This is a genomic window from Christiangramia sp., assembly GCF_029937855.1.
In the GTDB taxonomy this organism is placed as follows: domain Bacteria; phylum Bacteroidota; class Bacteroidia; order Flavobacteriales; family Flavobacteriaceae; genus Christiangramia.
Genome location: NZ_JAPYPC010000012.1, coordinates 1 through 26,369 on the forward strand (window position 1 = coordinate 1; position 26,369 = coordinate 26,369).

The window sequence follows — 26,369 nt, forward strand, 5'->3', positions numbered from 1 at the left end:
CCTGCGGCCTCCTGCTCCCAAAGCAGGCGCGATAACCGGGCTACGCTACACCCCGTAATTGCTTACGCAATTTCAGGTTTTATATTTGAAATCCAGTCAGAACCTGTACTTATCTTTTCGATATTATATTCTGAAATGGGCTTTCAACCATAATTGGGCGGCAAATATAAGAATTATTAGTACTCCACAATAAAAACTTTTATTTTTTTATATCTTAGTTCGCTTATTGCTATAAATATTCTTAATACAAATGCTATGAAAAGAATCTTATTGGTATCTGGACTTGTTTTCGGTCTCATTTCCTGTGGCGAGAATGACAATAATTCTGAAAAAGCTCAGATTGAAGACTCTACAGAACAAATACCTGAAGAAGGGCAACAGGAAGCCGTGGAAGTTCCAGATCCTATAGACGCGGAAAGTTCAGACAACTACTCCTATGAGATGGTAGTGGAAGGCCTGAAGATCCCCTGGGGTTTCACCTTTCTTCCAGATGGAAGTATGTTAATAACCGAAAAAAATGGAGATATCATTCATTATAAAGAAGGTGAAAAAACCGAAATTCAGGGAGCTCCTGAAGTGTATGATCGTGGCCAGGGTGGTCTATTGGATGTCGTCACACATCCCAATTATGAATCTAATGGTTGGATCTATTTCACATACGCTTCTAAAGAAGGAGATGGGAATGGAGGAAATACGGCTTTGATGAGGGCCAAATTAGAGGGAAACCGATTAACCAATAAGGAGATTTTATATAAAGCCTCTCCAAATACCACTAAAGGCCAGCACTTTGGTTCAAGGATCGCTTTCGACAAAGAAGGATATTTATATTTCAGCGCTGGCGAACGTGGTGAACGTGATAAGAATCCTCAGGATATAACCCGTGATAATGGTAAAGTTTACAGATTAAATGATGACGGGAGCATCCCCTCTACCAATCCTTTTGTAGGTAAAGAGAATGCCGTTGAGGCGATCTACTCGTATGGTCATAGGAATCCCCAGGGCATGATTTTAAATCCTGAAACGGGTGAAATTTGGGTTCATGAACATGGCCCTAAAGGAGGAGACGAAATTAACATTGTAAAGAAAGGAGCCAATTACGGCTGGCCTGTGGTCACTTATGGAGTGAACTACAGCGGAACTTCCATTACAGAGGAAAGAGCAAGACCAGGCATGGAAGACCCTATTTTTTACTGGTTACCTTCTATAGCACCAAGTGGATTTGCATATGTGACTTCAGAAAAATTCCCTGAGCTTAAAGGAAATCTTTTAGTTGGATCTCTCAAATTTCAATATCTTGAACTTTTAGAACTCGACGGGAAAAAGATTACGAAAAGAACTAAATTGCTGGAAGATTCAGGAAGGATGAGAGATGTAAAACAGGGGCCGGACGGAAATATATATGTTGCCATTGAAGGTAAAGGAATTGCTAAATTAACTAACAATCAATAATAATGAAAAAAATACTTTTTATTTTCGCTATGGGCGCTTTGGTGGCTTGTAAGTCAGACAAAAAAGAAAATGATAATGAAGACGAATCCTATGTGATCCCCTCTTCAGAAAAATCAAGTGAACAATCGCCGCTAACTGCAAGTATTAAAAGAGGAAAAGATATCTATTCAGATCTTTGTGTTACCTGCCATTTACCTACCGGAAAAGGTATTCCTGGCACCTATCCCCCGCTCGATGGTTCTAATTGGCTTACTGAAAAAAGAGAAGAAAGTATTAGAGGTGTAAAATATGGAATGCAGGGTCCAATTGAAGTAAATGGTGAAGAATATGATAATATCATGACCCCTATGGGATTGAGCGATCAGGAAGTCGCTGATGCCATGAATTATGTCATGAATTCCTGGAGCAACAATATAGATGACATGGTTACCGAAGAAGAAGTAGCCGCTATTCAGGAAAAAACAGAATAACTAGCTCTTAGTATAAAAAAAACCGGATTGCTTAAACAGTCCGGTTTTTTTATTTAAAATCCATTGATCATATCTAAAAGTAAAAGGGTCTGGTTTCTTTATACGGAAATGAGTGTTTTCATATATAAATTGAATAAATAATCTTCAAAAACATTTTAAAAACTAATATTATCTTTGCGGAAATTTCAAGATCATGCTAATTATTGGGATTGCCGGTGGCACAGGAAGTGGGAAAACTACCGTTGTTAATCAAATTACAGAGGAATTAAGACACGAGGAAGTAGATGTAATTTCTCAGGACTCCTATTATCAGGATACCTCACATCTCTCTTTTGAAGACCGAAAAAAAATAAATTTTGACCATCCAAAATCAATAGATTTTGAGCTTTTAGCGGAACACCTAAGACAATTAAGATCTGGAAAGTCCATACAGCAGCCGGTTTACTCTTTTAAAGAACATAATAGAACCGGCGAAACCATAGATATACATCCTCGAAAAGTAGTCATTGTAGAGGGGATCCTAATTCTCACCCACCCCGAAATTCGGGAATTGTTCGATATTAAAATCTACGTACATGCCGATAGTGACGAGCGCTTAATAAGAAGGCTAAAGCGTGACATCGCTGATCGTGGACGTGATCTGGAAGAGGTGCTTTGGCGATACCAAACGACGCTTAAACCAATGCATCAGCAGTTTATTGAACCTACCAAAGAATTTGCAGATATTATTATCCCCACAAATCGTTACAATACGGTAGCTGTTGATATCGTTCAAACGATAATCAAAGATCGCTTAACCTAATTTTGTATCTTTAAAGCCTATGAAATTTAAAGACCTGCGCAAAAAACCCTGGTTTAGGTTCATTAGCAACAAATATGTGCTGATAAGTCTTGTATTTGCAGGCTGGATGTTCTTTCTGGATACAAATTCATGGTTTATTCATCATGAACTGGATCAGGAAATAAACGAGTTGCAGGACAATAAGAATTATTATCAAACGGAAATTGCAAAAGATAAAGCTGTTATTGAAAAGCTTCAGGATTCGGTAGAACTTGAAAAGTTCGCCAGGCAAAAATACTATATGAAAAGACCTAATGAAGATATTTACATTATTGAATACGATACTGTAAATTAAGATCTTCGCTAACCTTCCAAGTCAAAACTTACTCATAATGAAAAAATTGTTATTTCAGGAATTTCAGGAAGTTTCTGCAAAACAATGGAAACAAAAAATCCAGGCCGATCTTAAGGGCGCAGATTATAACGAAAAACTGGTTACAAAAACCCTTCATGGGATAGATATCAAACCTTTTTATTCTTCAGAGGATGTAGAGGAAACCTTAAAAGTTTCAAATCCGGCACACTGGAATATTTGTGAAAAGATATATGTTACTTCTGCTGAAACTGCCAACAAGAAGGCTTTGGAAAAACTTCAGAAAGGAACTGAAGCGATCTGGTTTATTTTGCCTTCGAAAGAAAACGATTTCGCAATTCTGTTTAAAGAACTTCCGAAGGAAATTTGTATTTATTTACAACCTGAATTTTTGGATGCTGAATTTGTTCTGAAATTGAATGAATTTCTTTCAGATAAAGAGTACAGAGTTTTTCTTCAGACAGATATTATGGGAAACCTGGCTAGATCTGGAAACTGGTTTAAAAATTTACAGGCAGATCATTCTGAATTTGATGATATTTTGAAGTATTCATCAAATTTTGAATCGATTATCAGTATTGATCTTAGCCTTTATCAAAATGCCGGGGCAAACATTCCGCAGCAGTTGGCTTATACTATAGCTCATGCTACCGAATATCTTAATCATATAAACCAATTAGAACTTTCAGAAGAGCAACGAAAAAATCTCAAATTTCAATTTAAAATCTCGGTGGGATCAGATTATTTTTTTGAAATTTCTAAAATAAGAGCATTACGTTGGTTATTCGCGACGGTAGCTAAAGAATTTGCCTCCACTCCTACCTGCCATATAATTGCTGAACCTACGAAAAGGACTAAGACATTATATGATTTTAATGTGAATTTACTCCGTACTACCACTGAAAGCATGAGTGCTATCCTTGGTGGGGCCGATGCTGTTTGTAATATGCCTTACGATGCTATTTATCATAAAGACAATGATTTTGGAGATCGAATTGCGCGTAACCAGCTGCTTATCATGAGAAATGAAAGCTACCTGGATAAGGTAGGTAATGTAACTGAAGGCACCTATTATATTGAAACGCTAACCAGACAACTCGCAGAAAAAGCCCTGGATATTTTTAAGGATATCGAAAAAGGTGGCGGATTTCTGAAAGAATTGAAAGCGGGTGTTATTCAGAAGAAGATTAAAGAAAGTGCAAAGGAAGAACAGGAGAAATTCAACAATGGAGAACTTGTACTTATAGGAACAAATAAATATGAAAATGAGCAGGACAGGATGCAGGATGATATTGAGTTGTATCCATTTCTTAAGAAGAATCCGCGAAAGACATTAATTGAACCAATTCTCGAAAAACGGCTGAGTGAAGAAAGTGAGCAGCAGAGATTAAAAGAAGAGAAACAAAACCAGCCAACCCAATAAAATCAAGATTTATGCAGCGCAAAGATCTTCAAAATATAAAATTAGCCGATAAAGGATTTTCCAAAAGAAAACCTGATGCGGAAAAAGAAAGATTTAAGACACCGGAAGAAATTGAGATAAAAACTTCTTATTCAAAAGAAGATATATCAGAAGCTGAACATTTACATTTTGCTGCGGGAATCCCACCATATCTACGGGGACCTTACAGCACTATGTATGTGAGCAGGCCGTGGACCATACGGCAGTACGCCGGTTTTTCTACTGCTGAAGAAAGTAATGCTTTTTATAGGAGAAACCTGGCTGCAGGCCAGAAAGGACTTTCCGTAGCTTTCGATTTACCAACGCATCGAGGTTATGATTCAGATCATGATCGCGTGGTTGGAGATGTTGGCAAAGCCGGAGTCGCCATAGATTCTGTTGAAGACATGAAGATTTTATTCGATCAAATCCCATTAGATAAAATGTCAGTTTCCATGACCATGAATGGTGCAGTTTTACCGATCATGGCATTTTATATAGTAGCTGCAGAAGAACAGGGAGTAAAACCTGAATTACTTTCAGGAACTATTCAAAATGATATTCTGAAAGAGTTTATGGTTAGAAATACGTATATCTACCCTCCTACTCCTTCGATGAAGATCATTTCAGACATATTTGAGTACACCTCTCAAAATATGCCGAAATTCAACAGCATTAGTATTTCCGGTTATCATATGCAGGAAGCAGGCGCTACCTGTGATATCGAACTGGCTTACACGCTCGCCGACGGACTGGAATACATCAGAAAAGGTCTGGATGCAGGAATGGATATTGACAGTTTCGCACCAAGATTATCTTTTTTCTGGGCCATTGGAATGAACCATTTTATGGAGATCGCTAAAATGCGTGCCGGAAGGATGCTTTGGGCAAAACTGGTAAAACAGTTCAATCCTAAAAATCCGAAATCTTTATCTCTTAGAACCCATTCACAAACCAGCGGCTGGAGTTTAACCGAACAGGATCCTTTCAATAATGTTGCGAGAACCTGTATTGAAGCTGCCGCAGCAGCGTTTGGTGGAACCCAGAGTTTACATACCAATGCTCTTGATGAAGCTATTGCTTTACCCACAGATTTTTCCGCCAGAATTGCCAGAAATACACAGTTATACCTTCAGCAGGAAACAAATATTACCAAAACTGTAGATCCATGGGCTGGGAGTTTTTATGTAGAAAAACTTACGGAAGAAATTGCTCAGAAAGCCTGGAAGCTTATTGAAGAAGTGGAAGAACTCGGTGGGATGACCAAAGCTATTGAGGCGGGAATTCCAAAAATGAGGATTGAGGAAGCTGCAGCTAAAAAACAGGCAAGAATTGATAGTGAGACCGATGTGATTGTTGGGGTAAATAAATACCGACTGGAGAAAGAGGATGAACTGGTTACGCTTGAGGTAGATAACCAAACCGTAAGGAAACAGCAGGTAGCCAGACTTGAAAATATAAGAACCGAAAGAAACGAAGAAAAAGTTCAGAAGGCACTTGAGGATCTGAGAAAAGCTGCTAAAGAAGAAAATGGTAATTTACTAGCCCTTGCTGTAGAGGCTGCCAGGGAAAGAGCCAGTCTTGGGGAAATAAGCACTGCCCTGGAAGATGTCTACGGAAGATATAAGGCGAAAATCCAATCATTCAGTGGAGTATATTCAAAAGAAATGAAAGATAATAGTTCATTTAATAAAGCCCGTGAAATGGCCGATAAATTTGCTGAAATGGAAGGTAGGCGACCAAGGATCATGGTAGCCAAAATGGGACAGGATGGGCATGATCGTGGAGCAAAAGTAGTGGCAACCGGTTATGCCGATCTTGGGTTTGATGTGGATATTGGTCCGCTTTTCCAGACTCCGGCAGAAGCGGCCCAACAGGCAGCGGAAAATGATGTGCATATTTTAGGGGTTTCCTCTTTAGCTGCCGGTCATAAAACCCTGGTTCCGCAGGTAATTGAAGAATTAAAAAAACTTGGAAGGGAAGATATCATGGTGATCGTAGGAGGTGTTATCCCTTCACAGGATTATCAGTTCCTGTTTGATGCAGGTGCCGTAGCGGTCTTTGGTCCTGGAACTAAAATTAGTGATGCGGCCATACAGTTACTGGAAATATTAATAGATGAAGAGTGAGAAGTGAGAAGTGAGAAGTGAGAAGTAAGAAGTGAGAAAATACATTTGATAATTTGAATTTACAATTGCAGTTTTTCTTGGGTTTAAAATTGATTAAAACATAAACTATAACTAACAACTAAAAGCATGCATCAAAAAAGAAAAACTGATCACTGCTACTGAATACTGAAACTATGGATCTAAAGAAAAAAATGCTTCGGGATGATGCTCTTGAAGGGAAAAATATCATCGTAACCGGCGGAGGTAGCGGACTGGGGAAATCAATGACCAAATACTTTCTGGAATTGGGAGCTAATGTTGCCATCACCTCCAGAAATCTGGAGAAGCTGGAGAATACTGTAAAAGAACTTGAAGCTGAAACCGGCGGAAAATGTTTTGCTGTTCAATGTGATGTAAGACATTATGACCAGGTAGAAACCATGCGTGATGCTGTGGTTTCTGAATTTGGATCTGTGGATATTCTACTGAACAATGCCGCAGGAAACTTCATCTCTCCAACGGAAAGATTGAGTGCTAATGCTTTTGATACCATTATCGATATTGTGCTAAAAGGAAGTAAGAATTGTACGCTGGCTTTAGGAAAGCACTGGATCGATAAAAAGGAAGAAAACAAAACAATCCTGAATATAGTTACAACTTATGCCTGGACAGGTTCGGCATACGTGGTTCCAAGTGCGACAGCAAAAGCAGGTGTATTGGCAATGACACGATCACTGGCTGTAGAATGGGCCAAATACGGAATAAGATCCAATGCGATCGCTCCGGGGCCCTTCCCTACCAAAGGCGCCTGGGACAGATTGTTGCCAGGTGATCTCAAAGAAAAATTTGATCTTGCAAAAAAAGTTCCCCTAAAAAGAGTAGGTGATCATCAGGAACTGGCCAATCTTGCCGCGTATCTGGTTTCAGATTTTTCAGCATATATGAATGGTGAAGTGATTACCATAGACGGGGGAGAATGGTTAAAAGGTGCCGGCCAGTTCAATTTACTGGAAGCAGTTCCTGAAGAAATGTGGGACATGCTGGAGCAAATGATTAAATCGAAGAAAGGAAAATAGAATAAACGTGTTTTTATTTCAAAAAATTAGCCGGATAAAATTATAGAAATTCTATCCGGCTAATTTTTTATGTTGCACCGTTAAGTTTATTCATTAAAAATATCTGATTTTCAGGCTGTTCTTTTAAATAAAATTTATCTTAGGAGCTTATTAATTAACACCTATATAAAATTTTATGAAAAATTACCTGACCAGCCACCTTTGGGTGCTGTTTCTTGTGGTTACCGGCTATGCCGTAGCTCAAAAGCAAACACCAAAAATCCCGACCGATCCCAACGTAAAGATTGGCAAACTAGAAAATGGCCTTACTTATTACATTCGGAACAATGGAAAACCGGAGGACAAGTTAGAATTAAGACTTGCCATTAAAGCCGGCTCAATTCTCGAAACCGATGAACAACAGGGATTAGCTCATTTCATTGAGCACATGAACTTTAATGGAACGAAAAACTTCGAAAAAAATGAATTGGTAGATTACCTGCAAAGTATCGGCGTGAAATTTGGCGCAGACCTAAATGCATACACCAGTTTCGACGAAACCGTCTATATTCTTCCTATTCCCAGCGACGATCCTGAAAAACTTGAAAGCGGCTTTACCATTCTCGAAGACTGGGCTCATAATGCTTTGCTAACTGAAGAAGCTATTGATGGTGAACGCGGTGTGGTACTGGAAGAATACCGTCTTGGACTGGGACCTGATAAACGTATGATGCAGGAATACCTTCCAAAGGTGATGTATAATTCCAGATATGCTGAAAGATTGCCCATTGGTAAAAAAGAGGTGATTGAAAATGCAGATTACGAAACTATCCGTCGCTATTATAAGGACTGGTATAGACCAGGACTTATGGCAGTTATTGCCGTGGGAGATCTTGATGTGGAAACCATTGAAAAAAAGATCAAAACGCATTTCTCAAATCTGGAGGCGAGAAAAGAGCCTGTTGAAAGAAAGGAATATGGCGTACCAAATCATGATGAAACCTTTGTGGCCATCGCAACAGATCCTGAAGCAAATTTCAGCAGGGTTCAGATTTATTATAAAGATCTGGAGGAATCTGTAGATGTTGTAACTATTGAAGACTACAAAAAGCAATTGGAAAAAAATATGTTCTCTTCCATGATCAACAATCGTCTTGAAGAACTTGCCAATAGCCCTGCGCCTCCGTTTACCTATGGATTCTCTTATTACGGCGGAACTTATTCCCCGCTGAAGGACGCCTATCAGTCTTTCGCAATGACAGGGGAAAACGATCAGCTTTCGGCTTTAAAAGCACTGGTTACGGAAAATGAAAGAGTAAAAAGGTATGGATTCAATGAAAATGAATTCAAACGGGCCAAGCAGGAATACCTGGCGAGACTTGAAAAAGAATATAAAGACAGGGATAAGCAGGAAAGTAACAGGATCGTAAACCAGTATGTCTATAATTTTCTCGAAAATTCTCCTATCCCGGGTACAGAATGGACTTATAATTTCGCCACAGAAAACCTGGATGATATTAGTCTTGAGAACATCAATGCACTTATTAATGACTTTATTCATGATGAAAACCGGGTAATAGTATTAACCGGGCCTTCTAAGGAATCTATAATGAAAATAACCGAGGAAGAAGTCCTGGCTATTCTTAAAGAAGTTGAAAATTCTGAAATACAGGAGTATTCTTATGAAGATGTTCGCGAAAACCTTATTACAGAATTACCCGAAGCAGGTTCTATTGAAGAAACCAGTAAGAATGAAGAACTGGCTGTTACCACATTAATTTTAAGCAATGGGGCTAAAGTAGTTTACAAGAAAACAGATTTCAAAAATGATGAGATTCTGTTTTCAGCTTATAGCGAAGGAGGTACTTCTTTATATTCTGATGAAGAATATCAGGCTACGGTTTTTGCCAATGGCGGTCTAACCGAAGCCGGAATTGGTGGTCTGGACAAAAATGAGCTTAACAAAATGATGAGTGGTAAGATCGTGAACGTAAGACCTGGAATAAGCTCTTATAGTGAAGGTTTAGATGGAAGCTCTACACCTAAAGACCTTGAGACAATGATGCAAATGATACATCTGTATTTTACCGGTCTTAACAAGAATGAAGAAGCTTATAATTCTTTTGCCACTAAACAGAAAAACTTTCTTGGCAACTTAATGTCTAATCCAAATTTCTATTTTCAGAATGAATTGGGAAAATATAGATATGAAGGAAATCCAAGATATGTAGGTTTCCCTACACCTGAAAAATTTGATGAAATGGATTATGCCCTGGCCTATCAGAAATACCAGGAAAGATTTAAAGATGCTTCAGATTTTACCTTTTATTTCGTTGGCAACATAGATGAAGCTAAACTCAAAGATTTTTCGGCTAAATATATCGGCAGTCTACCTGCAAACAATTCAGATGAAGAATATAAGGAACCTGAATTCCGGGAAAAAACTGATTCTTACAGAGAGAAAACGGTTTACAAAGGAACAGATCCTAAAAGCCGTGTAAGTATTATCTGGACAGGAGAAACTGAATATGAAGAAGAAGACGATCTTGCCATCACTGCCCTGGGAGAAGTTTTAACCATTAAACTTGTAGAGGAATTACGTGAAGAAGAGAGTGGGGTTTATGGTGTTGGAGCACGTGGAAACATGTCTAAGATCCCTTACGAAAGCTATAACTTCTCCATATCTTTCCCATGCGGGCCTGAAAACGTGGAAAAATTAACTGATGCTGCTATTGCTGAAGTTCAAAAGATCAAGGAGAATGGTCCTACAGAAGAAGACCTTGCCAAGGTCAGGGAAACTTTTAAGTTACAACGCAAAGAGAAACTTAAAGAGAATAAATTCTGGATAGATCAGCTCGAAAAAGCAGAAAGAGAAAATAATGATCTTTCTAAGATGAATGACTATAATGAGATGGTTGACGAGCTGGAAGCAGACGAGATTCAAAAAATAGCCAAAAAATATCTCACAGAAAATTATCTTTTAGGAGTTTTAATGCCTGAAACTGAAGAAGCGGCAAACTAAGAAAGAGGATTTATTTTTTTATGAACAGTCTTTAAAACCGGTATTTCCGTGCTAGTATGGAAGTACCGGTTTTTCTTTTCCGGCTGTTAACAATTTCATTTTCTAAACCTATAATAAATTGTATTTTTACCTTTCAAAAATCATACGTTTTTAATGGGTAAAATCATTGCTATTGCCAACCAAAAGGGAGGTGTGGGGAAAACCACAACATCTGTGAACCTTGCAGCTTCGCTGGGCGTTCTGGAAAAAAAGATATTATTGATTGATGCAGATCCACAGGCAAACGCTACTTCTGGCCTGGGAATAGATGTTGAAACGGTGGAATATGGCACTTATCAGTTATTGGAACATTCCATTAAGGCGGAAAAGGCCATTATGGAAACCAGCTCTCCTAACCTGGATATCATTCCGGCACATATAGACCTGGTGGCGATTGAAATTGAACTGGTAGATCAGGAAAACAGAGAGTCTATGCTTAAAAAAGCGATAGAACCATTAAAAGAAAAATATGATTTTATCCTGATAGACTGCGCCCCATCCCTGGGATTATTAACTTTGAATGCGCTAACCGCTTCAGATTCGGTAATAATTCCAATACAATGTGAGTATTTTGCACTGGAAGGTCTGGGCAAATTATTGAATACCATTAAAAGTGTTCAAAAGATTCATAACAAAAAACTGGATATTGAAGGCTTATTATTAACCATGTATGATTCCAGGTTGAGACTTTCTAATCAGGTGGTGGAAGAGGTTAAAAAACATTTTGATGAAATGGTATTTGAAACAATCATTCAGCGGAATGTACGTTTAAGTGAAGCACCCAGTTATGGAGAAAGCATCATCAATTATGATGCTTCGAGCAAAGGAGCCAGCAATTATTTGAGCCTGGCGCATGAAATTATAAAGAAAAATTAGTAACAATGGCCAAGGCGACCAGGAAACAAGCATTAGGAAGAGGACTTTCAGCCCTACTGAAAGATCCCGAGAATGATATAAAATCTGCTGAAGATAAAAACGCCGACAAGCTTGTTGGCCATATCGTGGAATTAGAATTATCTTCTATTGAAGTCAACCCATTTCAGCCGAGAACCAGCTTTAATGAAGAATCTTTAAAGGAACTTGCTTCCTCAATTCGGGAATTAGGGGTGATTCAACCTATAACGGTTAGAAAACTGGATTTTGACAAATACCAGTTAGTTTCAGGAGAAAGAAGGTTTAGAGCTTCCAGGCTTGTGGGATTAAAAACGATTCCTGCTTATATCAGGATTGCGAATGACCAGGAGTCTCTTGAAATGGCGCTGGTTGAAAATATACAGCGGCAGGATCTTGACCCAATAGAAATTTCATTATCATACCAACGTTTAATTGATGAAATCCAGCTCACACAGGAACAATTAAGCGAACGAATTGGTAAAAACCGTTCCACCATAGCAAATTATCTTAGATTATTGAAACTGGATCCCATTATCCAAACCGGAATGCGGGATGGGTTTCTAAGTATGGGACACGGCAGAGCTCTTATCAATGTAGACGACACTCAAAAGCAATTGGAGATCTATGAAAAGATCATTCAAAAATCACTTTCTGTAAGAGAAACAGAAAAATTGGTTCGGGAATTAAATTCAGACGGAAAACCGACTACAGCAAGTAAAAAATCTACAGTTCCAACTACCTATAAGAAAGGCATCAAGGAATTTACCGAATACCTCGGAACTAAAGTTGATGTAAAGCTTACCAAAAAAGGAAGCGGAAAATTAACCATACCATTTTCTTCCGAAGAAGATTTCGAAAGGATCAAAAAATTAATTCGGGGTGAAGCTTAAATTCAACTTTTTCTTAATTTGTTTTCTAGGATTTTTTTCAATTGCTACGGGACAACAGGATTCCCTTGCGGTAACTTCAGAACAATTGCCAAAAGAGGAAACAAAAGAAAAAGATTACGAACCTTATAATGCTTTGGCACCTGCAAAAGCAGCATTTTATTCCGCTATTCTGCCGGGGCTTGGTCAGGCATATAATGGTAGCTACTGGAAAATACCTATTGCCTACGGAGGTCTGGGTACTGGTGTGTATTTCTATCTGAAAAACGACAAGGAATATGACAAATACCGGGAAGCCTATAAAAATCGCCTTGCTGGAAGACCAGATCAATTTGAAGGGAGGATAACTACTTCCGGATTGATAAGAGCCCAGGAGCTTTTTCAGAAAAACAAGGAGATTTCAATTCTTGTAACGGTAGGAATTTATATCCTGAATATAGTGGATGCGAACGTGGAAGCTCATCTTAGACAATTTAATGTTGACGAAGATCTTTCTGTGCAACCAAACCTGGATTTCGACGCATTATCAGGTAAAACAAATTACGGACTCACTCTTAATTACAGATTTTAAAATGAACATAGCGCTATTAGGTTACGGAAAAATGGGAAAGACCATTGAAGATATTGCGGGAGATCGTGGCCATAAAATTGTTTTAAAAGTTGACGATGATATTGAAAACCATGATTTAGGTGCTTCAGAAATTGACGTAGCTATAGATTTTTGTGTTCCTAAAGCCGCTTTTAAAAATATCACTACCTGCTTTAAACATAAAATCCCAGTAGTTTCAGGGACTACCGGGTGGCTGGAAGAATATGAGAAAGCCCGAGAAATATGCCAAAAAGAAGATTCAGCATTTATCTATGCTTCCAACTTCAGTTTAGGAGTGAACGTATTCTTTGAACTCAATAAAAAACTTGCCGGCATGATGCAGGGCCTCGAAGATTATTCTGTAAACATAGAAGAGATACACCATGTTCAAAAGCTGGACTCTCCAAGCGGGACAGCTATAACGCTGGCGCAGCAAATTCTCGAAGAAAACTCTAAATTAAAAGGCTGGCAACTTGACGATGCTGATGAAGATGAAATTCCCATTCATGCCAAAAGGGAAGAAAATGTTCCCGGAACACATACCGTTAGCTACGAATCTAACATAGACAAAATTGAGATTGTCCACACGGCAAAATCTCGCCACGGATTTGCCCTTGGAGCAGTAGTTGCCGCAGAATATCTTAAAGATAAGACCGGAATTTTTACGATGAAAGACGTATTATCAGATCTTTTTAATAACTAAAATGTAACAACTTTGGGCATATCCTGCCTTATAGTGTAAAGACTTTTAAATATGACATTTACCGAATGGTTTATTTTTTTCCTGCTTATCCAGGTAGTCCATTTTCTGGGAACCTGGAAACTGTATCAAAGAGCAGGTAGAAAAGCCTGGGAGGCCGCTATACCAGTTTACAATGCAATAATTCTAATGAAGATCATTAACCGCCCGAAATGGTGGGTGATCTTAATGTTTATACCCATTGTAAACCTTATTATAATTCCTGTGATCTGGGTAGAAATCATTCGAAGTTTCGGCAGAAATTCTACTACGGAAACCTTTGCGGTCATCCTTACGCTTGGCTTCTATATTTATTATGTGAATTACGCTACAGATAATGCTTATATCGTGGATCGCGATCTAAAACCAAGAACAGAAGCCGGCGAATGGATAAGCTCGATTTTATTCGCGGTAATTGCAGCTACCATTGTGCATACATATTTTATGCAACCTTTCACCATTCCGACTTCTTCACTGGAAAAGACGCTTCTGGTAGGTGACTTCCTTTTTGTAAGTAAATTCCATTACGGAGCAAGGGTACCAGGTACAGCCGTCGCATTTCCTATGGTGCATGATACAATTCCGGTTCTCGGGGTAAAGTCCTATTTAAATAAACCCCAAATTCCTTATTTAAGATTTCCGGGATTTGAAAAGGTGGAACGAAATGATATTGTCGTTTTTAACTGGCCTGTAGATACCGTTAGAAAATTCTTTGATAGATCTGGTAAACACTACAAAAAACCTATAGATAAAAAATCAAATTATGTAAAAAGGGCTGTAGGAATTCCGGGAGATTCGCTCTCTGTAGTGAATGGATACGTTCATATTAATGGAGAACAACTGGAGCTTCCAGACAGGGCGAAACCACAATTCTCATACGTTGGGCAAACTAAAGGTCAGCCGTTTAATCCACAGAACCTTTATAAGTTATATGATATTACTGACGGCTACAGATATAACCCCAATAACAATGCTTTCTTTATTCAGTCGTTATCAGACGAAGCTTACGAGCGTTTCAAAAATCATCCAAATGTAGCTTCCATTAGGAAATATGTAGATTCTGCCGGAGTTAAAAATCCAAGTCTCTTTCCCAACGATCGCAAGCGGAATTGGAACAACGATAATTTAGGGCCTATATATATTCCGAAGAAAGGAACCACCGTAGACATTAATCCTGAAAGCATGGCTTTCTATAAGGAAATTATTGAAACTTACGAAGGTTCAGAATTTGGGCTGAATAATGAGCTAAAAGTTAATGGAACACAGGTTCTTTTGAATGGCCAACCTATAGATAGCTATACCTTTAAGCAGGATTATTACTGGATGATGGGTGACAACCGCAACAACTCTGAAGATAGTAGAACCTGGGGCTATGTTCCTGCCAATCACATCGTAGGAAAGCCTGTATTTATATGGCTAAGTTGGGACGCAAATGCCAGCGGTTTTGACAAAATTAGATGGGAGAGAGTCTTTACTACTGTAAAAGGAGATGGAGAACCCACTTCTTTCCTACCCTATTTTCTAATTGTCCTGGTAATCTTCTTTGGGTGGAAATATTTCAAAAAACGTAGAGAAGCCTAGACCAAATGAAACCTGTTTTACTACATCCCTCCTATTTTGGGCCTATCAGCCAATGGGTAGCCTATATAAATGCTGAAAAAGTTGTGTTTGAGAATGAAGATAATTATCAGAAACAAACCTATCGCAACCGGATGTATATTTATGACGCTAATGGAAAACTTACACTTAATATTCCTATAAAACATAGAGCAGCACTAGGCCTCAGTACTAAAGGCCATCAAAAGTACAGGGATATTCAAATTGAAAATGCCTTCGATTGGCAAAAGCAGCATTGGCGGGCTTTCAAAGCTTCCTATCAAACTTCTCCTTTTTTCGAATTCTATGAAGATGAATTATTTCCTCTTTACCACAAGGAATTTAAGTTCCTCATAGATTTGAATTACCAGTGTATGGAGTTTGTTGCAGATTGCCTTCAAATTGAATTTGATTATACAAAAAGTGATGAGTTCATTCTGAAGCCGGAAAACAAATTGAATTATCGAAATCTGATAAATGCCAAATCTAATGAAGGTTTTAAGAATATACCTTACACGCAGGTTTTCGAGGATAAAGCCGGGTTCCTGCCAAATCTGTGTATTCTGGATCTCCTCTTTAATGAAGGAAATGCCGCTTTAAGTTATTTACAGGAACAGGAATTAAAGTCCTATTTTAGTTAAGACAGGATAGTGGTCTGAATAATCGACTTCATACTTTTTAAAGGCGTTGATCTTCATATTCTCATCGATAAGAAGAAAATCTATGCGCAGCGGAAAATAATTCAGTTTAAAGCTTTTACCAAAACCAGAACCCGCTTTAAGAAAAGCATCATTAAACTTCCCATCCTGCTTTACCAGATTATAGATATAAGAAAAACTGGTATTGTTGAAATCACCGGCAATAATCGTCTTATAGGGAGAGCTATTCAATTCTTCCACCAACATCTCTGCCTGTTCCTGCTGAAGGGAAAAGCCATAGCCAATACGCCCCAGCAATTTCTTGGAATCTTCTTTTTGAAGTTCATCTATGCCTGGTTTAATATTTAATGACTGAAAATGCACATTGAATACGCGTATAGTATCTGTTTCATTTATAACGATATCGGTATAAATCGCGTTGTTATTTCCATCATGAGGAAAATCCAGGGAAGCCTGATTAATTATAGGATATTTGGAAAATATGGCAGAGCCAAATTCGGCACTCTTAGCCTTTAGTTTCACATATTCATAAGGATAAACTTCAGCGAGTTCCGCCGCGCCTATATAATGTTCCTGAACACATAAAATATCAGGATCTTCTTTGGCTATAAAACCGGTAATCTTTTCAGGAATATCTTTTCTTTCAGACCATTCATAAGCATTGAACATCCTTACGTTGTAACTCATCAGGGTAAAATCTGAAACATTCTTTTCATCCGTTTCAGCTGGAGAAAATTTTACAAAGCCAAGGACATAATTATAACCTAATAAAAGGATGATCAAAGAAAGTAAAAACTGTCTTCTTAAACGTAACACCCAATAAACCAGAAAAACTAAGTTCAGAATAATAAGTACTGGAACTCCAAGACTTAGTACAGAAAGTAACGGAAATGATTTTGGGGGGATATGGGGCAATAAATAAGAAAAAAGCAGCGCTGTCGCTGCCAGGGAATTCAAAATAAAAATGAATTTATCTAAGATTCCTAACTTCTTCATTTAATCTTCTTTACCTGCCTGAAATAAAAAATCCTTCTCAGCTTTGCTTAAACTTTCATAACCACTTTTACTGATCTTATCCAGGATTGCATCTACTCTTTTCTGTTTTTCGTCTTTATTTATACGCTGTGTTCTGCCGGAACGAGAAGTATTTTTAGAAGTTTTACCAGTGCGATACACGGTTTTCATCTTTGCTTTACGCTCTTTTGGCTTAAAAAGAGATGCTACAGAATCCATAATATTTTCAAACCATTTACCTATATCATTGCCTTTCTGAAGTTGAGTGGTATAAAAATAACCAAGTGCAGCCCCACCAAGATGGGCCAGATGCCCCCCGGCATTACCCATAGGGATTTGAATGATATCCAATACCAGCAGAAATGCTGCTATCCACCAGAATTTTACGCTTCCAATAAGCATTAATCTTACCCTCATATTGGGTACATGAGTCGCTATCCCAATTAAAACAGCCATCACACCGGCAGACGCCCCCATAAGGTAAGATCGTCCTGTTCCCTGAAAGGCAGGAAATAAGTTATAACTCAGCATATAAACCAGCGCTCCAATGATTACACCCAGAAAATAATAGTTAAGCAATCTTTTAGGTGAAAAATAATTCAGAAAATAAATTCCGGAAAAATACAGGATTAGCATATTCGATAAAATATGCCATATCCCACTATGTAAAAAGGAATAGGTAATGATAGACCATGGTTTCATCAAGAACTCCATAGGTTCTTTAGGGAAGACAAACCATTCCAGTAAGAAATTAGATGGGAGCTGAAAAAGAAAAGAAATCGTTCTTAGTAGAAAGAATAATACAAAGACCAGCACATTGATCGCAATGAGCTTTTCTGTGACCGTAGCGGTCTGGATCTTGTATCTAATTCTATCTGATGACCTCATCAATACCAGCGATTATCATTAAACTGATTCTTTTTCCAGTAATACATCATTAAAAAGCCAAATAAGGCGCCGCCAATATGGGCAAAATGCGCAATAGAACCACCAAATAATGAATAGCCCGTAAAACCGGAAAACAAATCTAAGGCAATTAATCCGGGAATAAAATACTTGGCTTTAATTGGTACAGGAACAAAAAGTAAAAATAATTGCACGTTTGGAAACATCATCCCAAAGGCCACCAAAACGCCATAAATAGCTCCGGAAGCCCCCACAGCAGGATTAGAAAAAGCTTCCAACATAGAACGCAAAGTTCCCTCTTCTATACCTTCGGGGATCCTAAACCTGTTAGAAGTATAAGCCTGTTCTACAAAATTCATAATTTCAGGTGGAGTCCAGCCTAATTCAAGCAACCCATTAAATCCTTTCTGATAAGCAAAGAAATTAACCAATGTATGAAGAAGCGCTGCCCCGATTCCGGCAGAGAAATAAAAAAATATAAACCTTTTTTGGCCTAGCATTTGCTCAATAGGACTACCAAAAGCCCACAAGGCATACATATTGAAAAGTATATGCATAAAACCGCCATGCATGAACATATGAGTTATAATTTGCCAGTATTGAAAATTTGGATTTTTAATGAACCAAAGAGCGAAATACTCATAGGCCACATCACCAATCAACTGGCTACCAATAAAAAATATTACATTAATAATCAGTAGAACCTTAACGGTTTCTGTCATTCTTCCCATCAGGCGAATTTTTTATCCAGCTCATCTACCGTTAAGGTAGTGAACACGGTTTTATTAAAAGGACTAAGTGCCGGCTCTTTGCAGGCAAATAATCGGTTAAGTATATGTTGTTGCTCTGCCGAATTTAATAAGGTACCAGAACGTACGGCCATGGAATTCGCCAAGGATTTTGCGAGAAGATCGGTTTGAGAAAATCCGTTATCTGGCACGTCTTTTTCAAAATCGGCTAAAAGCTGTTCCAGTAGAATCTCCACTTCACTTTCAGAAATTAAAGTAGGAATTCCACTAATTTCAACTTCATCTTTATTAATGGCTGAAAATATAAACCCTGTTTGTTCCAGGGAATCCTTTATCTCTTTTAGCATCTCCACTTCATGAGCATTAAACTGAAGTCGCAAAGGAAATAGTAGTTGCTGACTCACTGCAGAGGAAACTGTAATGTTTTTTAGTAATTCTTCGTAAAGCACCCTTGTATGGGCCCGGTGCTGATCAATAACCAGAATTCCACTTTTTAAAGTGGAAACTATATATTTTTTCTGAACCTGGAAAGTTGATTTTTCAGCCTGCTCTTCTTTAGCACCGAATAGATTCCCCGTTACCTCTTCACTTTCAAATTCGATCTGCCGTAGATCAACATCAGTATCAGTTTCAGATTGCATTCCTGAATAAAGGCTTTCCCATTCAGCAGGTTTTTCTTTTCTGAAATTAGTCCCTCCTGAAAATTGCGAAGCCCTACTGCTTTCATTCTGAAAAGGATTAAAATTTCTATCTACTTCCACCTGAGGAACATCGGCTTGTTTGTTTTTGTAATCATAGGGAGTGTCCAATTCAGAATCCCTTTCAAAATCTAATACCGGAGCTACATTAAACTGTCCCAGGCTGTGTTTGATAGTGCTTTTTAAAATCGCATACAAAGCATGTTCATCATCGAACTTGATTTCGGTTTTAGTAGGATGGATATTGATATCAATAGATTTTGGATCTACTTCCAGATATAGAAAATAACCCGGATAACTTTTTTCCTTCAGCAAACCTTCAAAAGAAGCTGTTACGGCATGATTGAGGTACGGACTTTTAATAAACCGGTTATTCACAAAAAAGAATTGTTCTCCCCGACTCTTCTTGGCAAATTCCGGTTTGCCTACAAAGCCAGAAATCTTAACAATTTCAGTATCCTCCTCTACCGGAACCAGCTTTTCATTGGTTTTTCCTCCAAGAATATTGGTAATGCGCTGTCTGAAATTGGTAACAGGCAGTTGAAAAAGCTCATTTCCGTTGTGGATCATTGAAAAGCTAATATCTGGATGTGCCAGGGCTACCCGCTGAAATTCATCAATGATATGACGAGTTTCCACGTTATCTGATTTCAAAAAATTACGCCGGGCAGGGATATTATAAAAAAGATTCTTTACACTAATACTCGTGCCTTTGGGAGTTACGCAGGCATCCTGTGAAGTTACCTGGCTTCCTTCTACTTTTAAACAGGTGCCCACTTCATCATTCTCTGTACGCGTTCTTAATTCCACATGGGCAATAGCAGCAATAGAAGCCAATGCTTCGCCCCTAAAACCTTTGGTTTTCAGAGAAAATAGATCATCGGCTAATTTTATTTTAGAAGTAGCATGTCTTTCAAAACTCATTCTGGCGTCGGTAAGGCTCATGCCCATACCATCATCAACCACCTGAATTAAGGTTTTACCGGCATCCTTGATCACCACCTGAATACGGCTGGCCCTGGCGTCTATTGAATTTTCGAGAAGTTCTTTTATTACTGAAGCCGGCCGTTGTACCACTTCACCCGCAGCGATCTGGTTGGCAACATGATCGGGCAACAGTTGAATTATGTTACTCATTTAACGGGGATTCGAGAAAATGGATAAATCAAAATCTAATATCCACAGACATATAAAAAGCAAAATAATGATAATATATACCACGCGCCTGTTAATGCTTCGGTTTCCTCTGGTACGGCTGGATTGTCTCGCCTCTGCCCAATGAGAACCAAAATCTATCGCGTTGGTAGCCTCTTTATATTTATTGAACTTATTATCAAAATCATAGATATTACCGGTATCTTTCCCCTTATAGTAGCGCGGGGTGTAGTTATACCTGGTATTTTTCCTGACTCTGTTAAGATTGATTTTCAAAACTGTAGATTGTTTGCTGATTCAAATTTACTCAAAATGCTTCAAAAATCCGAAGCTAGAATGTATTAATAATGAAAGCAATAACAATGCCGTTCTGAAAGGTTTTAGAGAAGTGAATTATCCCTTATAAAATTTAGCATCCTTACGTAGCTGCGCCATTTTAATGGCAGCAATGGCAGCCTCGGTTCCTTTATTACCATGTTTCCCACCACTACGAGCACGGGATTGCTCAATATTATTATCTGTGAGCACACAAAATATAACAGGAATATCGGCTTGAACATTCAGATCCTTTATCCCCTGGGTTACGCCATCACACACAAAATCAAAATGCTTGGTCTCGCCCTGAATAACATTTCCCACTGCAATGATCGCATCAAGCATCTCGAAGCTTTCCTGCATTTTCTTGCAACCATAGATAAGCTCAAAACTTCCGGGAACATTCCAGCGGACGATATTTTCCTTTTGCACCCCATTTTCAATCCAGGCATCAAATGCACCCTGAAAAAGTCCTTCGGTTATCTCATCATTCCACTCAGAAACAACAATCCCAAACCGAAAGTCTTTCGCGTTTGGGATTGTATTCTTATCGTACTGTGAAAGGTTCTTACCTTCTGTAGCCATATTTTAATTTTTCATTGCGCGCGCCTGTCCAAGATAAACCGGCACTTTATCTGCTTCAGGAGCATCAGGATATTCATCCTCTATTTGTAGAAGATATTCTTCTGCTGCAGCCGCATCACCTACCTTAATCGCAGTGATAGCCGCTTTCAGTAAAAATCTTGGTGTGGTAAAAGAGTTAGATCTCATTTTCGCAGCTTCTTCATAGTAGCCTAAAGCTTCTTCTGGCTGCTCTAACTGTAGAAAAGCATCTCCAATTCCTCCGGTTGCCAAAGCTGAAAAGATCTCATCATCACTTTCAAATTCTTCCAGCTGCTCTATAGCTTCCTGATATTTACCTGTTCTAAGGTAAGCAAATCCAGCGTTGTAATGCGCGAGGTTGGCAGCATTGGTTCCGCCGTAGTTTTCAATAATATCTAAAAAACCATACTTACCCTCACCACCATTCAGTGCAAGATTATATAATGAATCACTTTGTGCCCCATTGGCTCTTAATGCAGAAGCCATATAGTTTTCTGCCTGTGCCATTTCATTCGCAGCTTCATTTTGGTTTGGCTCATTTATAAAACGATTATACCCCAAATATCCTAAAACGGCAACAATGGCAACCCCAACAATGATATAGATGTACTTCTGATTATCAGCGACCCAGGTTTCCGTCTTACTTGCACCTTCATCCAGGGTGTTAAAAACTTCTGCAGTAGTAGACTCCTGCTCTGTGGTTTGCTCTCTTTCCTCCTTGTTGGAAGGCTTGTATCCTCTTTTCTTATACGTTGCCATAAAAAATTTTTAATGCGTGGCAAAAATATAATTTTTTGTGAAAATTAAAAGAGAAAATATTTGTATTTTTTGAATAATTTAAAGTCCTTTTAGGGCTCAAATTTACTTCAATCCACTAATCAAGTTCAAGCTGAAACACAGCGACTTATGCATTTAAAGAATCTTAGCCTCCTTAATTATAAAAATCTTGAGTCGGCTGAATTTGATTTCGATGAAAAGATTAACTGCCTGGTAGGGAACAACGGGGTAGGAAAAACGAATGTACTGGACAGTATTTATCACCTCTCTTTTGGGAAAAGTTATTTTAACCCCATCACTTCTCAAAACATCAATCACAATTCCGACTTTTTTGTGATCGAAGGTGAATTTGAAAAAAACGATAAATCGGAAAAGATCCTTGCCAGCGCCAAAAAGGGTCAGAAAAAGATCATAAAGAGAAATAATAAAACGTATGATAAACTAAGTGATCATATTGGTTTTATTCCCACAGTCATTATTTCCCCGGCAGATAGAGATCTGATTATTGAAGGATCTGAAACCAGGAGAAAATTCATGGACGGCGTGATCTCTCAGAGTGACCAGGTTTATCTTAATATGCTCCTACAATACACCAAACTGGTTTCCCAGCGAAATTCACTGTTAAAATATTTCGCCGCAAATAATACTTTTGAACGCGATACGCTAGAAGTGTATAATCTTCAAATGAGTGCACTGGGGCAGGATCTATTCGAAAAACGAAAAAAGTTTTTAGAGGAATTTATTCCTATTTTCAACAACCGCTATTCAGATATTACCAATAATAAGGAAATTGTTGACATCAATTATAAAAGCCAGCTTTTTGATAATTCACTTTCCGGTTTACTGGAAGAAAATCTTCAGAAGGATATGGCTTTACAATATACTTCAGTTGGAACGCATAAAGACGACCTGAGTTTTGAAATTGAAGGCCATCCCATTAAGAAATTTGGATCTCAGGGTCAGCAGAAATCATTTTTAATCGCCTTAAAACTTGCTCAGTTTGATTTTATCAAACAAATAAGCAAAGTGAACCCAATTTTATTACTGGATGATATTTTTGATAAACTCGATGAAAACCGGGTCGCCCATATAGTAGCTTTGGTAGCAACAAATGAGTTGGGACAAATTTTCCTTAGTGACACGCATGCAGACAGGACTGAAAAAGTAGTCAAAAGTAGCAATCAATCGTACAAAATTTTTAAGCTTTGAAAAGACTGATCTTCATATTTTCAATTTTCGCCCTGGTTTCCTGCTCTCAGAATGATCCACAGGAGCAATTAAAGAACCTCAACGGATACTGGCAGATTGAAAAAGTGGAAATTGAAAATGATTCTGTGGTAGAATACAGCCTTAGCCAATTTATAGATTATATTGAAATTCAGGATTCCACGGGATTCAGAAAAAAATTAAAACCAAAGATTGATGGTGGATTTATAAAAGCATCGAATGATTCAGAAAAAATCACCGCAAAAATCGAGGATAACAAATTAATTCTTTACTATTCCACTCCATTTGATGAATGGCAGGAGGAAATTTTAGAAGCTAACGAAGAAGAGTTGGTAATTTTGAACAAAGACAATAAAAAGTATTATTATCAAAGATATAAACCATTAATAAGCCAGGATGAAGAAGAGACGAAAGAATGAGGAAATGAAACTGGGCGACCTGCTTAAAAGTTTCGTAGATGAAAACAAACTGGACAAAAAAGGTCTCAATCAGGTCAAGGTTAGAGAGGTTTGGAATAGCCAGATGGGACCGGCAATTCAAAAATACACCACGGGGTTAAAACTGAAAAATGATACGCTTTTTGTACAATTAAGCTCTTCAGTACTTAGGGAAGAATTAAGCTACGGAAAAGAAAAAATTATCAGGAATCTTAACGAAGAGATGGGACAGGAACTTATTTCGAAACTTGTGTTGAGATAGAATAAGTCAATTTAAAGCACATTAGAATCATGAATCATACTTTAAAATTGTTTATCATCTACTTCATTGCTTTTTTTACACTTTTTGCCGGCAGTCAATATATTGTAGACTTAATATTTCCTGAATTGGACCACCTTTATAAACTGATTATTTCAGGTATTTTCACCATAATTCTATGTCCAAGACTTAACAAAGTGGAGACAAAAGATGGAACCAGGTTGCAATTAAAATGACTTTTACGAAAAGAACCTCTTCTAAAATAACCTTCTAAGCAAGAGACCCTGAAACAAGTTCAGGGTGAAGTATAATTTAAAACGTCACTGCGAAGGAACATAGTGACTGAAGCAGTCTTTTGTTTCAAGTTCCAGTGTTTGCGATTACTTCGCTCCGTTCCACTCCGCTTGTATTCACTCTTATCCAAAAACTAATCGGACTTCGACAGGCTCAGTCCGGCAGGCTAGGTGGTCTGGCAGACCTCTGACAGGCTTGATCCGACAGGTTCCCCCTGAAAGTCTTCATATCTCAATCTAAGAAAAAAGCATAAAAAAACCGGACTTCGCTAGGCTCAGTCCGGCATTTTTATCATTATATATTCTATTCTTAGAACATCTCTCTTCCTGCAAAATGAAAAGCACCTTCAATTTGTGCATTTTCATCGCTATCACTTCCGTGAACGGCATTTTCTCCAATGCTGGTAGCATATTTTTTTCTGATAGTACCTTCAGCAGCCTCTTCCGGATTGGTAGCCCCTATAAGCGTTCTGAAATCTTCTACTGCATTATCTTTTTCAAGAATAGCCGCAACGATAGGACCACGAGTCATAAACTCCACTAATTCTCCAAAAAACGGACGCTCTTTATGGATTGCATAAAAAGTTTCAGCATCTCTCTGAGTCATTTGAGTAAGCTTCATCGCTACAATTCTAAATCCTGAAGCGGTGATCTGGTCTAATATTCCACCAATATGCCCGTTCTCAACTGCATCTGGCTTAATCATGGTGAATGTTCTATTATTTGCCATTGTATGGTTTTTAAATTTGGTGCAAAAATAATTAATTCCTTTCCATATACAAGTCCTTTAAGCTTTTATGTTCCGTCACTAAAATTCAACTATATATTCCTGCTGTAATTTGTTCTTCTTCCCTCTCATTTCCATTTGCACCTTATTTTTACTGAAATCAAATTTTAAAATTCCAAAACTCCTTTCCTTAACCACGGCTCCTACTCTATGCTTATTGGGCTCTCCGCTAAATTCCTCATAAGTGTGAGTGAGTCCGCTGGATGTGAAATCGACTAAGGGATAATTTAGGCCTCCTACTTCTGCTGCTGAAAATTCAGAAATATGGCGGTCGCCGCTTAGCAGCATCACATTGCTGGCTTCTGAAGAAATGATGAGCTCTTTTAATTTTTCTACTTCAGAAGGGAAATTTCCCCAGGTCTCAAAACCGTGTTCTGCTGAAAGGATTTGGATACTGGACAGGATCACGTTAAAATCTGCCTCGCTGTTAAATAGTTCCTGTTTGAGCCAATTCCATTGCGCTTCACCAAGAATTGTTCCTGAAGAAGGCCTATAACGTCTGTTTGGATCTCCACTCTTAATTAGTTTATCTCTAAAATATCGGGTATCCAAAAGGATCACTTTTACAATTCCTTTCTCCGTTTCAAAAACTTCCGAATGATAAACGCCATCCCGCTCTCGTCTTTCGCTATTTTCCGGAACTTCAAGAAAATCTAAAAGCAATTGCTGACTTTCTTCTTTAAAATGCCATTCTTTACCACCATCATTTAACCCGTAATCATGATCGTCCCAGGTACCTAAAACCTTCATTTTTTTTACCACTTTTTGATAATCTTTATTCCGGGATTGATCTTCATAAGCATTCTTCATTTTTGCAGCATTATCTGTATCTGCATAAATATTGTCACCTCCCCATAGAAAAACATCGGGTTGATTCTTCAAAATAGAATTCCATAAAGGCTGTTCCTCGTTTTGCCGGTTACAACTTCCGAAGGCAATAGTAAAGTCAGCTTTCTTTTTATCCTCTTTCTTAACAGAACTTCCGCAGGAAAGCACCAGAAAAAATATTGGCAAGAACTTAAATAATATTTTCATTCCTTAATTTTT

Annotated in this window: 26 protein-coding genes; 17 read left to right on the forward strand and 9 right to left on the reverse strand. The window is 38.2% G+C overall.

Annotation, left to right across the window (positions count from 1 at the left end):
* Positions 1-255: 255 nt before the first annotated feature.
* The 14 genes from Q1K34_RS08300 to Q1K34_RS08365 all read left to right on the forward strand — a co-directional run bounded on the left by Q1K34_RS08300 (position 256) and on the right by Q1K34_RS08365 (position 16,084).
* Positions 256-1,449, forward strand: a complete 1,194-nt coding sequence (locus Q1K34_RS08300; protein WP_300437104.1) for a PQQ-dependent sugar dehydrogenase — start codon at positions 256-258, stop codon at positions 1,447-1,449.
* A gap of 2 nt (positions 1,450-1,451) precedes the next feature.
* The gene (locus Q1K34_RS08305) at positions 1,452-1,919 is read left to right on the forward strand and encodes a cytochrome c (protein ID WP_300437107.1); all 468 of its coding nucleotides are present in this window, start codon (positions 1,452-1,454) and stop codon (positions 1,917-1,919) included.
* A gap of 193 nt (positions 1,920-2,112) precedes the next feature.
* Entirely contained in the window at positions 2,113-2,721 is a 609-nt protein-coding gene (udk, locus tag Q1K34_RS08310; RefSeq protein ID WP_300437109.1) for a uridine kinase, read from the forward strand.
* 19 nt (positions 2,722-2,740) lie between these two features.
* Positions 2,741-3,055: a septum formation initiator family protein gene (locus Q1K34_RS08315; protein WP_300437112.1), complete on the forward strand. Its 315-nt coding sequence runs from the start codon at positions 2,741-2,743 to the stop codon at positions 3,053-3,055.
* A gap of 37 nt (positions 3,056-3,092) precedes the next feature.
* Positions 3,093-4,496 carry a methylmalonyl-CoA mutase subunit beta gene (locus Q1K34_RS08320; protein ID WP_300437115.1) on the forward strand — a complete coding sequence of 468 codons (1,404 nt, stop codon included), beginning with the start codon at positions 3,093-3,095 and terminating at the stop codon, positions 4,494-4,496.
* Between the two features lie 11 nt (positions 4,497-4,507).
* A complete protein-coding gene (gene scpA, locus Q1K34_RS08325; protein ID WP_300437117.1) occupies positions 4,508-6,643 on the forward strand; it encodes a methylmalonyl-CoA mutase in 2,136 nt (711 codons plus the stop codon).
* A gap of 173 nt (positions 6,644-6,816) precedes the next feature.
* Positions 6,817-7,698, forward strand: a complete 882-nt coding sequence (locus Q1K34_RS08330; protein ID WP_300437120.1) for an SDR family oxidoreductase — start codon at positions 6,817-6,819, stop codon at positions 7,696-7,698.
* Between the two features lie 175 nt (positions 7,699-7,873).
* Positions 7,874-10,699 carry an insulinase family protein gene (locus tag Q1K34_RS08335; RefSeq protein ID WP_300437123.1) on the forward strand — a complete coding sequence of 942 codons (2,826 nt, stop codon included), beginning with the start codon at positions 7,874-7,876 and terminating at the stop codon, positions 10,697-10,699.
* A gap of 153 nt (positions 10,700-10,852) precedes the next feature.
* Positions 10,853-11,614 carry an AAA family ATPase gene (locus tag Q1K34_RS08340; protein ID WP_300437127.1) on the forward strand — a complete coding sequence of 254 codons (762 nt, stop codon included), beginning with the start codon at positions 10,853-10,855 and terminating at the stop codon, positions 11,612-11,614.
* Positions 11,615-11,619: 5 nt separating this feature from the next.
* Complete coding sequence (locus tag Q1K34_RS08345; protein WP_300437130.1) at positions 11,620-12,522, forward strand: ParB/RepB/Spo0J family partition protein; 903 nt, start codon at positions 11,620-11,622, stop codon at positions 12,520-12,522.
* The gene (locus Q1K34_RS08350) at positions 12,512-13,090 is read left to right on the forward strand and encodes a DUF5683 domain-containing protein (RefSeq protein WP_300437133.1); all 579 of its coding nucleotides are present in this window, start codon (positions 12,512-12,514) and stop codon (positions 13,088-13,090) included. Before Q1K34_RS08345 ends, Q1K34_RS08350 begins: the two co-directional genes overlap by 11 nt.
* Position 13,091: 1 nt before the next feature.
* Positions 13,092-13,811: a 4-hydroxy-tetrahydrodipicolinate reductase gene (gene dapB, locus Q1K34_RS08355; protein ID WP_300437135.1), complete on the forward strand. Its 720-nt coding sequence runs from the start codon at positions 13,092-13,094 to the stop codon at positions 13,809-13,811.
* A 51-nt stretch (positions 13,812-13,862) separates the two neighbouring features.
* Positions 13,863-15,428 carry a signal peptidase I gene (gene lepB, locus Q1K34_RS08360; protein ID WP_300437138.1) on the forward strand — a complete coding sequence of 522 codons (1,566 nt, stop codon included), beginning with the start codon at positions 13,863-13,865 and terminating at the stop codon, positions 15,426-15,428.
* 5 nt (positions 15,429-15,433) lie between these two features.
* Positions 15,434-16,084, forward strand: a complete 651-nt coding sequence (locus Q1K34_RS08365; RefSeq protein ID WP_300437141.1) for a WbqC family protein — start codon at positions 15,434-15,436, stop codon at positions 16,082-16,084.
* On the opposite strand, the gene Q1K34_RS08370 is transcribed toward Q1K34_RS08365, so the two are convergent.
* The 7 genes from Q1K34_RS08370 to Q1K34_RS08400 form a co-directional block, all read right to left on the reverse strand.
* Positions 16,064-17,098, reverse strand: coding sequence for an endonuclease/exonuclease/phosphatase family protein (locus Q1K34_RS08370; protein WP_300437144.1), 1,035 nt, complete (start codon positions 17,096-17,098; stop codon positions 16,064-16,066). The two genes, Q1K34_RS08365 and Q1K34_RS08370, sit on opposite strands and share 21 nt — an antisense overlap.
* A complete protein-coding gene (locus Q1K34_RS08375; protein WP_300437146.1) occupies positions 17,099-18,004 on the reverse strand; it encodes a rhomboid family intramembrane serine protease in 906 nt (301 codons plus the stop codon). It lies immediately after the preceding gene.
* Positions 18,004-18,753 carry a rhomboid family intramembrane serine protease gene (locus Q1K34_RS08380; protein WP_300437148.1) on the reverse strand — a complete coding sequence of 250 codons (750 nt, stop codon included), beginning with the start codon at positions 18,751-18,753 and terminating at the stop codon, positions 18,004-18,006. The genes Q1K34_RS08375 and Q1K34_RS08380 overlap by 1 nt, the downstream gene beginning before the upstream one ends.
* A complete protein-coding gene (gene mutL / locus Q1K34_RS08385) occupies positions 18,753-20,606 on the reverse strand; it encodes a DNA mismatch repair endonuclease MutL (protein ID WP_300437150.1) in 1,854 nt (617 codons plus the stop codon). Before mutL ends, Q1K34_RS08380 begins: the two co-directional genes overlap by 1 nt.
* A complete protein-coding gene (locus tag Q1K34_RS08390; protein WP_300437153.1) occupies positions 20,607-20,900 on the reverse strand; it encodes a hypothetical protein in 294 nt (97 codons plus the stop codon).
* A 117-nt stretch (positions 20,901-21,017) separates the two neighbouring features.
* The gene (ribH, locus tag Q1K34_RS08395; protein WP_300437156.1) at positions 21,018-21,524 is read right to left on the reverse strand and encodes a 6,7-dimethyl-8-ribityllumazine synthase; all 507 of its coding nucleotides are present in this window, start codon (positions 21,522-21,524) and stop codon (positions 21,018-21,020) included.
* Positions 21,525-21,527: 3 nt separating this feature from the next.
* A complete protein-coding gene (locus Q1K34_RS08400) occupies positions 21,528-22,301 on the reverse strand; it encodes a tetratricopeptide repeat protein (RefSeq protein WP_300437159.1) in 774 nt (257 codons plus the stop codon).
* 147 nt (positions 22,302-22,448) lie between these two features.
* Here Q1K34_RS08400 and Q1K34_RS08405 point away from each other — a divergent pair, with 147 nt between their 5' ends.
* From Q1K34_RS08405 to Q1K34_RS08415, 3 genes are read left to right on the forward strand one after another with little or no spacing between them, the layout of a single operon-like run.
* On the forward strand, positions 22,449-23,528 hold the full coding sequence (locus Q1K34_RS08405) for a DNA replication/repair protein RecF (protein ID WP_300437162.1): 1,080 nt from the start codon (positions 22,449-22,451) through the stop codon (positions 23,526-23,528).
* Positions 23,525-23,965: a lipocalin family protein gene (locus tag Q1K34_RS08410; protein ID WP_300437163.1), complete on the forward strand. Its 441-nt coding sequence runs from the start codon at positions 23,525-23,527 to the stop codon at positions 23,963-23,965. The genes Q1K34_RS08405 and Q1K34_RS08410 overlap by 4 nt, the downstream gene beginning before the upstream one ends.
* The gene (locus Q1K34_RS08415) at positions 23,943-24,245 is read left to right on the forward strand and encodes a DUF721 domain-containing protein (protein ID WP_300437165.1); all 303 of its coding nucleotides are present in this window, start codon (positions 23,943-23,945) and stop codon (positions 24,243-24,245) included. The genes Q1K34_RS08410 and Q1K34_RS08415 overlap by 23 nt, the downstream gene beginning before the upstream one ends.
* A gap of 600 nt (positions 24,246-24,845) precedes the next feature.
* Here Q1K34_RS08415 and Q1K34_RS08420 read toward each other — a convergent pair.
* Positions 24,846-25,265 carry a nucleoside-diphosphate kinase gene (locus tag Q1K34_RS08420; RefSeq protein ID WP_300437168.1) on the reverse strand — a complete coding sequence of 140 codons (420 nt, stop codon included), beginning with the start codon at positions 25,263-25,265 and terminating at the stop codon, positions 24,846-24,848.
* Between the two features lie 78 nt (positions 25,266-25,343).
* Positions 25,344-26,357, reverse strand: coding sequence for an alkaline phosphatase D family protein (locus Q1K34_RS08425; protein WP_300437171.1), 1,014 nt, complete (start codon positions 26,355-26,357; stop codon positions 25,344-25,346).
* Between the last annotated feature and the right edge of the window lie 12 nt (positions 26,358-26,369).

Coding starts and splice junctions, on each gene's coding strand:
- Q1K34_RS08340 (WP_300437127.1), top strand. CDS start 10,853: ATGGGTAAAATCATTGCTATTGCCAACCAAAAGGGAGGTGTGGGGAAA.
- Q1K34_RS08335 (WP_300437123.1), top strand. CDS start 7,874: ATGAAAAATTACCTGACCAGCCACCTTTGGGTGCTGTTTCTTGTGGTT.
- Q1K34_RS08370 (WP_300437144.1), bottom strand. CDS start 17,098: ATGAAGAAGTTAGGAATCTTAGATAAATTCATTTTTATTTTGAATTCC.
- mutL (WP_300437150.1), bottom strand. CDS start 20,606: ATGAGTAACATAATTCAACTGTTGCCCGATCATGTTGCCAACCAGATC.
- Q1K34_RS08320 (WP_300437115.1), top strand. CDS start 3,093: ATGAAAAAATTGTTATTTCAGGAATTTCAGGAAGTTTCTGCAAAACAA.
- dapB (WP_300437135.1), top strand. CDS start 13,092: ATGAACATAGCGCTATTAGGTTACGGAAAAATGGGAAAGACCATTGAA.
- Q1K34_RS08380 (WP_300437148.1), bottom strand. CDS start 18,753: ATGGGAAGAATGACAGAAACCGTTAAGGTTCTACTGATTATTAATGTA.
- Q1K34_RS08415 (WP_300437165.1), top strand. CDS start 23,943: ATGAAGAAGAGACGAAAGAATGAGGAAATGAAACTGGGCGACCTGCTT.
- Q1K34_RS08420 (WP_300437168.1), bottom strand. CDS start 25,265: ATGGCAAATAATAGAACATTCACCATGATTAAGCCAGATGCAGTTGAG.
- Q1K34_RS08425 (WP_300437171.1), bottom strand. CDS start 26,357: ATGAAAATATTATTTAAGTTCTTGCCAATATTTTTTCTGGTGCTTTCC.
- Q1K34_RS08375 (WP_300437146.1), bottom strand. CDS start 18,004: ATGAGGTCATCAGATAGAATTAGATACAAGATCCAGACCGCTACGGTC.
- scpA (WP_300437117.1), top strand. CDS start 4,508: ATGCAGCGCAAAGATCTTCAAAATATAAAATTAGCCGATAAAGGATTT.
- udk (WP_300437109.1), top strand. CDS start 2,113: ATGCTAATTATTGGGATTGCCGGTGGCACAGGAAGTGGGAAAACTACC.
- lepB (WP_300437138.1), top strand. CDS start 13,863: ATGACATTTACCGAATGGTTTATTTTTTTCCTGCTTATCCAGGTAGTC.
- Q1K34_RS08300 (WP_300437104.1), top strand. CDS start 256: ATGAAAAGAATCTTATTGGTATCTGGACTTGTTTTCGGTCTCATTTCC.
- Q1K34_RS08315 (WP_300437112.1), top strand. CDS start 2,741: ATGAAATTTAAAGACCTGCGCAAAAAACCCTGGTTTAGGTTCATTAGC.
- ribH (WP_300437156.1), bottom strand. CDS start 21,524: ATGGCTACAGAAGGTAAGAACCTTTCACAGTACGATAAGAATACAATC.
- Q1K34_RS08405 (WP_300437162.1), top strand. CDS start 22,449: ATGCATTTAAAGAATCTTAGCCTCCTTAATTATAAAAATCTTGAGTCG.
- Q1K34_RS08400 (WP_300437159.1), bottom strand. CDS start 22,301: ATGGCAACGTATAAGAAAAGAGGATACAAGCCTTCCAACAAGGAGGAA.
- Q1K34_RS08365 (WP_300437141.1), top strand. CDS start 15,434: ATGAAACCTGTTTTACTACATCCCTCCTATTTTGGGCCTATCAGCCAA.
- Q1K34_RS08345 (WP_300437130.1), top strand. CDS start 11,620: ATGGCCAAGGCGACCAGGAAACAAGCATTAGGAAGAGGACTTTCAGCC.
- Q1K34_RS08305 (WP_300437107.1), top strand. CDS start 1,452: ATGAAAAAAATACTTTTTATTTTCGCTATGGGCGCTTTGGTGGCTTGT.
- Q1K34_RS08330 (WP_300437120.1), top strand. CDS start 6,817: ATGGATCTAAAGAAAAAAATGCTTCGGGATGATGCTCTTGAAGGGAAA.